Annotated in this window: 2 protein-coding genes and 2 pseudogenes; all 4 read right to left on the bottom strand. The window is 64.5% G+C overall.

Annotated features, from left to right (window positions below):
• Window positions 1-450, bottom strand: a pseudogene (locus tag JCM19049_RS11635) (hypothetical protein); the annotation flags it as partial.
• A gap of 51 nt (window positions 451-501) precedes the next feature.
• On the bottom strand, window positions 502-1,134 hold the full coding sequence (gene nadD, locus JCM19049_RS11630; protein WP_279403072.1) for a nicotinate-nucleotide adenylyltransferase: 633 nt from the start codon (window positions 1,132-1,134) through the stop codon (window positions 502-504).
• 6 nt (window positions 1,135-1,140) lie between these two features.
• Entirely contained in the window at window positions 1,141-1,275 is a 135-nt protein-coding gene (locus tag JCM19049_RS20560) for a hypothetical protein (protein ID WP_279403071.1), read from the bottom strand.
• 170 nt (window positions 1,276-1,445) lie between these two features.
• Window positions 1,446-2,519: pseudogene (locus tag JCM19049_RS11620) on the bottom strand (glutamate-5-semialdehyde dehydrogenase); the annotation flags it as partial.

The raw sequence follows: 2,519 nt of genomic DNA, 5'->3' as shown, positions 1-2,519 counted from the left end.
CGCCGGCTTCGCGGCGGGCTTGGCAGCCACAGGCTTGGTTGCGGCCGGTTTCTCGGCAGCCTTTTTTGCCGCCTCAGGCTTGGCGCTCTGCTGGGTTTCGCCGCTCTTGGCGGTGTCCTTCTTGGCCTCGGCGGCCTTGGCGGCGCCGCTCTTGTTGGCAGGCTTCTTGGGTGCCTCGTCAGCCTTGGGTGCGTTCTGCGGTGCGGGCTTTGCGCCCGAAGCGGGCTTAGAGGTGTTCGAACCGGAGGTGGAGGAAGGCTTAGAGGTCTGCTTCCCTGGGGCCGCGGCAGGGGTTTGCGGAGCCTTCTTGGAATTGACTGCCTCTTCACGGGCTGCCTGTTCCCTGGCTTCCTGCTCGGCCTTGCTGTTGGCCAGCAGGGCCTCCATTTCCGCCCGACGCTTTTCACGCAAAGCACGCCGGCTTGAAGCCGGTTGCGTGTTATCGCTCATCCTGTCCTTCTCCCGACCGCGTAGACTTCTGCATGCACCCTTACCAAGTGATTATGCCGTGTTTTGGGTGCCACTTTCAGGCTGCGACTCGGTATAGAGCCCATATTTTGCAATGTACTGCACCACACCATCCGGCACCAAGTACCATACCGGTTTTCCCTGTCCAACGCGGGCCCGACAATCCGTGGAGGAGATCGACAGTGCCGGGATCTCCAGTTCGGAGGCGCTGGACTGTGCGACTTCCGGCATCGGGTGGCCGGGACGGGTGACCCCCACGAAGTGTGCCTGGTTCCACAGTTCGTCGGCGTTCTTCCAGCTCATGATCTGGCTCATCGCGTCGGCGCCGGTGATGAAGAACAGTTCCGCCGTGGGGCGTTCGGCCCGCAGGTCGCGCAGCGTGTCGATCGTGTATGTCGGCCCCTCGCGGTCGATGTCGACGCGGCTGACGGTGAAGCGCGGGTTGGACGCGGTGGCGATCACGGTCATCAGGTAGCGCTGCTCGGCGGGGGTGACCTTCCGGTCGGCCTTCTGCCACGGCTCACCGGTGGGAACGAACACCACTTCGTCCAGGTCGTATTCGGCAGCGACTTCGCTGGCGGCGACGAGGTGGCCGTTGTGGATGGGGTCAAAAGTACCGCCCATCACGCCGAGGCGGAATGGGCGGTGCTGTGCTGTTGAATTCACCGGGGCCTAGTGCTTGGTCTCGTGCACCTTGGTCTGGCGGTGGATGTCGTGCGGTTCCGGCTTCACCTGGTGGCGGTTGCCGACGTTGGTGTACGACATGGTGATCAGCAGGCCGACCATCAGCGCGACGAAAATGCCCACACCGATCAGCAGTGCCAGGTCTCGCCTGAGAGGGATGAGGTGGAGGCTGCGGTAGCCAGGTTCAGCGCGTTCAACTAACTCTCCAGATATTCTTGGTGATCAACGGCCTGCCATCGATCGTTTGTGAATAGTTTGTTCTTCTACATCGTACCGAAAACAGGTTGCAGAAACTATTTGCGGATGTGCCCGTCGCCCTGCACGATCCACTTGGTGGTGGTCAGCTCCGCTAGCCCCATTGGCCCGCGGGCGTGCATCTTCTGGGTGGAGATCCCCACCTCGGCGCCCAGGCCCAGCTGCCCGCCGTCGGTGAAGCGGGTGGAGGCGTTGACGATCACCGCGGCCGAGTCGACCTCGGCCACGAAGCGTTCGGAGTTTTGCAGGCTGCTGGTGATGATGGCCTCGGTGTGCCCGCTGGAGTATTCGGCAATGTGCTCCATGGCCTCATCGATCCCGTCCACGACCTTCACCGCGATTTGCAGGTCCAGGTATTCATTGGCCCAGTCCTGCTCATCGGCCTGGACCGGGTCCAGGCCCTCGGCCAGCTCGGCGGCACGCGGGTCGGTGTGCAGGCGCACCCCGGCCTTGGACAGCTCCTCCAGCACGCTGCGTCCGGCGGCCGCGTCCCGGTGGATCAGCAGCGTCTCCACGGTGTTGCACACACTCGGGCGCTGGGTTTTCGCGTTGAGCAGGATGTCCACGGCGGTGTCGGTGTCCGCCGACTCGTCGATGAAGATGTGCACGTTGCCTTCACCGGTCTCGATGACCGGCACCTTGGCGGTGGTGACCACTCGCTGGATCAGTTCGCGTCCACCGCGCGGGATCAGCACGTCGATCTTGCCGCGCGCCCCCATCAGGCATCGGCTCCGGGGCGTCCGTATTCATCCACGGAGATTACGATGTCCCGCGGTAGCGAGACCTTCTCCAGGGCGTCGCGGATCAGCCCGACCAGTGCCAGGTTGGAGTTCAGGGCGGCCGAACCGCCGCGCAGCAGGACCGCGTTGCCGCTTTTCAGGGCCAGCCCGGCAATGTCCACGGTCACGTTCGGGCGGGCTTCATAGATGGTGCCGACCACGCCCATGGGCACGTTGACCTGGCGCATGCGCAGCCCGTTGGGCAGGGTTTCCCCGCGCAGCACGGTGCCCACCGGGTCCGGCAGTCCGGCCAGTTCCTCCAGGGCGCCGATCAGCCCGTCGATGCGGGCATCATCCAGCTTCAGCCGGTCCAGCATGGCCGCGGAGGTGCCG

It is taken from the genome of Arthrobacter sp. JCM 19049 (assembly GCF_001310435.1).
The sequence above is the reverse complement of the archived record's forward strand: the minus strand, read 5'-3'. Positions and strand labels throughout refer to the sequence as shown.